Genomic DNA, 6,371 nt, shown 5'->3' with positions numbered 1-6,371 from the left:
CTCAAACGCTACATCGCACGCGAAATCTTCAAGACCTGCGAACGCAGCACAACCACCGCCGAGACCACGACAAACACCCAACACAGACCCACCGCGGCTTGACACCACACATAGAAGCGTCGAGACCCCCGCCGACCACCCCTTACCGCAGCGCCTGCCACGGGATCGGGTCGAGCGGGAACGGCCGGATGAACGGCAGCGACTGGTAACGCACATTCGCGTGACCACGGGGATTCGCGTTCGCGTCGTCGCCGATCGGCCAGCGGAACGAGACGGTCAGCTCACCGGGCCAAGCGCTGCCGACGACGTGTGTGAAAGCGGTGGACTTGGGGGTCGCGGTGGAGATGAATCGGTCTTGGTCGAAGAAGAGGATGTGCGTCGGCGAACTGCCGGTGGCGCCTTGCGGATAGACCTGGACCCACTTGAACCAGCAGCCCATGGACGAGCCCTGGCCGGTGACCCGCCAGGCAATGTCCCGGCCGGGGAATGGTGGAGCCAGATGACGGACGGCGGCGTCGACCCGGCTGGTCGGGACTCCCGGACATGCGGCCGGATGAGTGTTGTTCGCCGAGGTCGGCGCCGCGTCGGCCTGCCCGGCACCTGCTCCGAGGCCGGCCACCACCATGGCAAGTGCGACTGCTGCGGTCTTCGCTGAATGGCGCATCGTTCTACTCCTTGAGTCTCCCCGACCGTGTGGATGCGACCCCGCGACTGCGCGAGTCCCGCACTCAGTACGTCGTGACGACGCTCACCTTCGTTTCGACTCTCGTCATTTGATCGCATGACACCTTCGCCGAGCTTCACGCGACTGCCACCCGTTATGACCGCGCTTGCTTTCCCACCATAGAAGTGGCTAGCGTCACTCTTGTTGATCGATCGATCGATTTTTGCGGGGGCATGACGACGGATGAGAAACAGCATGCGAGTAGGCAGACTTCTGGGCAGGGCAGGAACAGTCGGCATTGTGGCGGTGACCGCGGCCGCCTTGTTCGCACCCACCGCGACTGCCGCTCCCCGTCACAACGCGAACGTCGGCGGCGGTATCGCACAGGCGTACGTCACGGACACCCGCCCCGGCACGTCTCTCACCTTGGAGGCAGCCGACGGTTCTGCTGTAGGCCACGGCGTCAGCGACCGTCTCGGCTCGCTGATCGTCCGGCATCTCGCGCCCGGCTCGTACAGCTGGAACGGCGCAGGCGTCACGTCACGTCCAGTGACGGTGACCGACGCCGACTCGCCGCCCCCGACCCCGTCGCTCTACAACCAGAAGCTGCACGAGGGACTGAACTACATCCGGATGCGCGACGGCGTCACCCTCGCGGCGACGGTTCGCCTGCCGTACGGGAAGAAGCTGTCCGACGGCCCGTTCCCGACCGTCGTCGAGTACTCCGGTTATCAGAACGCCGCCCCGAACGACCTCGTGGTCGGCGCGATCGGCGACAAAGTCGGCCTCCCAGATCCACAAGCTCCCGCGAGTTCGGTGATCGTCGGTGCGACCCTGGCCCCGCAGATGCTCGGCTTCGCGACGGTCAGCCTGCAGATGCGTGGAAGCGGTTGCAGCGGAGGCGACTTCGGCCTGTTCGACACAGTGATGGCATTCGACGGTTACGACGCGATCGAAACAATCGGCCGCCAGGGCTGGGTGAAGAACAACAAGGTCGGCATGGTCGGCATCTCGTTCTCGGGCATCTCGCAGATGTACACCGCTGGGACCCGGCCACCGCACCTCGCCGCCATCGCTCCGATGAGCACCACGGACGACCTCTACTCCGTCGGGCGTCCCGGCGGCATCTTCAACAAGGGCTTCGCAAAGTCGTGGCTGCAGGAACGCGTCGACGACGCCAAGCCCGGCCCGGCCGGCGGCCAACCGTGGGTCAAAGCCCGGATCGACGCGGGCGACACGGCCTGCGCCGCGAATCAGAAACTCCGTCTGCAGACACAGGACCCGTTCGCCCTGATCGAAGCGAACCCGATGGCATCGGCCCCGGTGTACCAGGAACGGTCGCTCCCGGACTGGGCGTCCAAGATCGATGTCCCCGTCTTCATCGCCGGCGCGGCGCAAGACGAACAGACCGGCCCCAGTTGGGTCGACGTCCTGAGCAAGCTCGACCACAATCCGAAGGTGTGGGCCAACATCGTCAACGGGCGTCACTTCGATTCGCTCGGCCCGCAGATCCTGTCACGATGGGCTGAGTTCCTGCAGATCTTCGTCGCCGACGAAGTGCCGACCACGCCGCCGACGATGGCGCCACTCGGGCTCGCCGTCTACCCAGCTGCCACGAACGCGCCGGGGCAGCCGATTCCGCCGGTCCGATTCTCTGACTCGCCGAACGTGAAGACCGCCAAGGCACGCTTCGCCAAGAGCACTCCGCGAGTGCGGGCGCTGTTCGGCAACGGTGCAGGCACCGCAGGCCCCGGCGGACTCTCGTCGCCGTGGCAGAAGTCGTTCCGGTCGTGGCCCGGTGATGCCGGAGCCGAGCGGCTCTACCTCGCGCGCAACGGGAAGCTCCGCACGTCGGCGGGCGACGGCGACGTCGCGTTCCGACCGAATCCCGTGAACCGTCCGCTGAACACGCTCCCCTCCGCGGCCAGCGATACCGCTGCCGCCTGGGGCACCGCTCCTGACTACACCTGGAAACAAGCCCCGGGCCACAGCGGCCTCGGATTCATCAGCGCCCCACTGACATCCGCCCAGGTGATGCTCGGCAACGGCTCGGTGACCCTGAACGTCAAGAGCTCCGCACCGTTCACCGATCTGCAGGTGACACTCACCGAGGTGTCGGCAAGCGGACACGAGACGGCGATCGGCACCGGCGTGCTGCGGTCGGGCTCCCGCGGCGACGGCACAGCACCCGATTACACGACGTCGCGTCCGATGGACGCCGGCTACAACCGGATGACGATTCCGATCCATCCGGTGATGCACTCATTCGCCAGGGGATCACGCATCCGCGTCCTCGTCAGCGCACCCGGCGGCGACCTCGCGTCGTGGCAGTTCGACACCCCGCGCACCGGCGGCCGCGTCGTCGACACGATCGATCTGTCCGAGTCGTTCGTGACGCTGCCCGTCGTCTCACGCTCTGGCATGCCGGTCCACCCGAAATGCGGGACGCTGCGCGGCCAACAGTGCCGGACGTATCACCGTGCGTTCAACGGGGGCTGACGGCAAGACTGTCGTTGACCGTGCGCGGAGCCCCGTAGTTGATTGAGCGATCAGCGGAACCGGCCTACTCAGCATATGATTCAGTGCGATAGCGGGGAGGGATCTGATGATCGACTCTGGAGTGCTCGCGGTCTTGAGAGGCCTTTGCCGCGACATCAGCATCGGACGAGTCAGCAATCTAGAGGACAGGCTCGAGCCTCTAGTGGAACGACCTGACTGGCACCAAATCGCGGTGGCCGTCATTTTGGTGAATCGCTATCTAATAGTTGGTCGAGCGCTCGGCGATTCCGGCGACTACGCGGCGTTTCGTGCCTACCTCGCGTTGACCTTCCCAGCAGCCTCCAAGGCATCGTCCTGGAGTTTGGAGGAATTTCAGGATCGAGTCGACACGGTCATGGCGACAAATTCGAGCCCCCCAGTTGCCTTTGAGGGCGAACACGAGAACCAGTCGGACTCGGAAACGGTCGTCGCTGCATTCCTGTTGTTTTTCGTCGGTATCGACGCGTGGAGCGACGAATCCTGGCAAGAAGTCATCGACTTGTTTGAGGAGGTGCGAAATGGTCAGACGACGTAACCGGGCGAAGTTTGACCCGAAGTTGTTCGTCGACGTTGTCGATCGAGCGTGGGACGATCTTGGAGCGGGCACCGGCTCTGACGAAGCCATTGACCGATTCATGTCCGAATATCGCGCACAATTGGGCGATGCGTTCGAACTGGCGGTGGTCTTCATCGCAGTACGAGTGCATCTCGCAGTGTGGAACGGGGCACCGTACCTCGATGGTCGAGACGTCCAAAGTTTCACTAGTTCGGATGTCCTGTCGAACGCTGTCATCGCGAGCGTGAAGCCGCGCCTCAGCGCGCTCGGAGCTGGTGAGCGGCGAGCAGAACTTGAGGCTTTCCTCTATTACACGATCAACGCACAGCGGCAACTCTCCACGATTCCGGATGGAGTATGGAGCCGGAGAGATGTCGCGATTTGGCTTCTCGCCTTCGGCTTCGGATGCCGCCTCGACGACCTCCAGCTTTGGGAAATGGTCGAAACCACTTGGAATACCCCCGGATGGCGCCGCAAGGCGAAAATCGCGGTGACCGTCGGAACCGTCGGAGGGTGGGTTGCACGTATGCCCGGGTGACCAGTAGCGCCTATTCGTGGAGTTCCCTGGCGACCTCTCCGAGTCGTTCGTGACGCTGCCCGGCGTCTCACGCTCTGGCACGCCGGTCCACCCGAAATGCGGGACGCTGCGCGGCCAACAGTGCCGGACGTATCACCGTGCGTTCAACGGCGGCTGACGGCGGCGGACGGCTTGTAGTTGGTTGAGCGCGGAGTCTCCCGCAGTTGATTGAGCGCCGAGCCTCCCCGCAGTTGATTGAGCGAGCGGAGCGAGTCGAAATCCCGGACGTAACTGTGGATTTCGACTCGCTTCGCTCGCTCAATCAGCCATCGGGGTCCGCCCGCTGGAAATCAGCCATGGGATCCGCTCGCTCAATCGGCTGAGCTTCAGCGTAGACAGACCTCGAAACCTCTAGCGACGTCCTCGGTACCCGCACGAATCAGTTGCACGACCGCAGAATCAGGTACAGCGTCGGATCCATCGCTGTTGCTGTCGAAGGAGAATCCAATCGCCTTTCCATCGCCGTCGACGACACGAATGATGTTCTTTGAGCCAAGACCCGAGAACTTTTCGGTCAGTTTTGCACCTTTGTATGCAGCGCGCACGTCTGCAGCGGTGTCGCCCGCCCGAATGCCCTCTGCGTTGTGAACGGCCGGATCCATCCCCTCCGTGTCCGGGTCGTAGATCGAGTACACGCCGAGCACCTTGCCTCGCGAGGCCATCACGTGCAGATAATCGGTGCCGGGGACGAAATAGTAGTTGCAGCCGTGCGCGGGCGACGCCTCCGGAGTGATGCCGACCGACGCGAGGTCTGTCTCGGCCATACCTGCCTGAATCTCGGCAGTTCCGCCGAACGTGAGTGCGGTGGCATCGACGGACGTCCCGCCGTCGGGCTTTCCGCTGGTCGTGGGGAGACAACGACACAAGACGATCCGCTTGATGGTGGCGTCGTCCCCGCTCCCGTCGACGGTGGTCTTGTACGCGGTACCCGCTTCAGCATCGGCGGTCAGAAGCACCACTTTGGTGTCGCCCGTCGACTGCTCGGATTTCACCGGGTCGCCGTAGAGTCCGGTCGCCTTGCTGAGCGGATCACCGACAGTGACGCCGTCGACGGTACGAGCACCGCTCCGAGGAGCGATAGCGGTGAGGACGCCGTCGGAGAACGTCAGGTCGCAGTCGCGCCAGAGGACGACGACCTCGCCTGAACCGTTCACGGCAGGGAGGTCGCCGTGAGTCGCACGAATGTCGTCAGCCGTCTGGCCGATCTCGGCGCCGTTGAGACCCGTGCCGGTCAACGAATTGCGAGCCGTCGAGAGATCCTGGGTGGCGCCCAGACGGGTGGCCAACTGCGCGGAGTCGTCCGCTGTGACGAACAGGCCGCCAGTAACGTTCGCGATGCACGACAGATCCTTCTCACCGGCGCCGTCGGTGCGAAACCCCACCGTGGAGATGGTCAGGTCGGGCCGCTGGCGGTGAAGGTCGGAGGCGATGTCACACGGGGGAACACCACACGTGTCCTGCCCGTCAGAGACCACGATGATCGATTGCGGCCCATCGGCGGGCAGATCGTCGGCGGCGCGCTGCAGCGCGAGGCCGATGGGCGTGTAACCCTTCGGCGTGATGGCGCCGACCGCATCCTTGGCTGCGCGCGGATCGATCGACGCGAGAGGGATGAGCGTCGTGACATCGCGGCAGCCGGCCGCCTTGTCCGCCGGAGTCGACCCGGCCTTCGTTCCATAAGTCAGCAACGTGAACTGAGTGTCGGCAGGCATCGACTCGATCAGCGTTCCCGCTGCGCTCGTGGCCGCCTCGATCCGGGTGACCGTCGCGCCGTTCTTGCCCGGTGCGTCGGCCTCCGTCATCGACATCGACGCGTCCAGGACCAGTGCCGTCGGAACGGCGGGGGCTGTGGAGGAACTCGACGACTGACCGTCTTGGGAGGTCGACGTATGCGGAGTTCCCTGCGACGTGCAGGCCGCCATGAGAACCGCGACCGCTACGAGTCCGACCAATCGGCAGATCCAGAATCGTCGAGCCTCGCGAGTCTCCATCCACTGAACGTACTGACGACGCAGGTCGCCTGTCTGTCGTCCGTT

6 protein-coding genes are annotated in these 6,371 nt (G+C 64.4%); 4 read left to right on the top strand and 2 right to left on the bottom strand.

Going from position 1 to position 6,371, the window contains the following annotated elements:
• Positions 1 to 142: 142 nt before the first annotated feature.
• Positions 143 to 664, bottom strand: a complete 522-nt coding sequence (locus tag L5G32_RS18140; RefSeq protein ID WP_237012477.1) for an LppP/LprE family lipoprotein — start codon at positions 662 to 664, stop codon at positions 143 to 145.
• A gap of 300 nt (positions 665 to 964) precedes the next feature.
• Here L5G32_RS18140 and L5G32_RS18135 point away from each other — a divergent pair, with 300 nt between their 5' ends.
• The 4 genes from L5G32_RS18135 to L5G32_RS18120 all read left to right on the top strand — a co-directional run bounded on the left by L5G32_RS18135 (position 965) and on the right by L5G32_RS18120 (position 4,453).
• Positions 965 to 3,163 (top strand): CocE/NonD family hydrolase, encoded by a 2,199-nt coding sequence (locus L5G32_RS18135; protein WP_237012476.1) that lies wholly within the window; start codon positions 965 to 967, stop codon positions 3,161 to 3,163.
• Positions 3,164 to 3,269: 106 nt separating this feature from the next.
• On the top strand, positions 3,270 to 3,737 hold the full coding sequence (locus L5G32_RS18130) for a hypothetical protein (RefSeq protein ID WP_237012475.1): 468 nt from the start codon (positions 3,270 to 3,272) through the stop codon (positions 3,735 to 3,737).
• Positions 3,721 to 4,296 carry a hypothetical protein gene (locus tag L5G32_RS18125; RefSeq protein WP_237012474.1) on the top strand — a complete coding sequence of 192 codons (576 nt, stop codon included), beginning with the start codon at positions 3,721 to 3,723 and terminating at the stop codon, positions 4,294 to 4,296. The genes L5G32_RS18130 and L5G32_RS18125 overlap by 17 nt, the downstream gene beginning before the upstream one ends.
• Before the next feature lie 16 nt (positions 4,297 to 4,312).
• Positions 4,313 to 4,453, top strand: coding sequence for a hypothetical protein (locus L5G32_RS18120; RefSeq protein WP_237012473.1), 141 nt, complete (start codon positions 4,313 to 4,315; stop codon positions 4,451 to 4,453).
• A 208-nt stretch (positions 4,454 to 4,661) separates the two neighbouring features.
• Here the strand turns inward: L5G32_RS18120 and L5G32_RS18115 are convergent, their stop codons facing one another.
• The gene (locus L5G32_RS18115) at positions 4,662 to 6,326 is read right to left on the bottom strand and encodes a vWA domain-containing protein (RefSeq protein WP_237012472.1); all 1,665 of its coding nucleotides are present in this window, start codon (positions 6,324 to 6,326) and stop codon (positions 4,662 to 4,664) included.
• Between the last annotated feature and the right edge of the window lie 45 nt (positions 6,327 to 6,371).

The sequence above is a fragment of the Gordonia zhenghanii genome (genome assembly GCF_021738965.1).
Classification (GTDB): domain Bacteria; phylum Actinomycetota; class Actinomycetes; order Mycobacteriales; family Mycobacteriaceae; genus Gordonia; species Gordonia zhenghanii.
This window is presented reverse-complemented; position numbering and strand designations above follow the sequence as displayed.

Excerpts from the sequence above, each read along its gene's own strand:
- L5G32_RS18140 (WP_237012477.1), bottom strand. The coding sequence starts at position 664 with ATGCGCCATTCAGCGAAGACCGCAGCAGTCGCACTTGCCATGGTGGTG.
- L5G32_RS18130 (WP_237012475.1), top strand. The coding sequence starts at position 3,270 with ATGATCGACTCTGGAGTGCTCGCGGTCTTGAGAGGCCTTTGCCGCGAC.
- L5G32_RS18125 (WP_237012474.1), top strand. The coding sequence starts at position 3,721 with ATGGTCAGACGACGTAACCGGGCGAAGTTTGACCCGAAGTTGTTCGTC.
- L5G32_RS18115 (WP_237012472.1), bottom strand. The coding sequence starts at position 6,326 with ATGGAGACTCGCGAGGCTCGACGATTCTGGATCTGCCGATTGGTCGGA.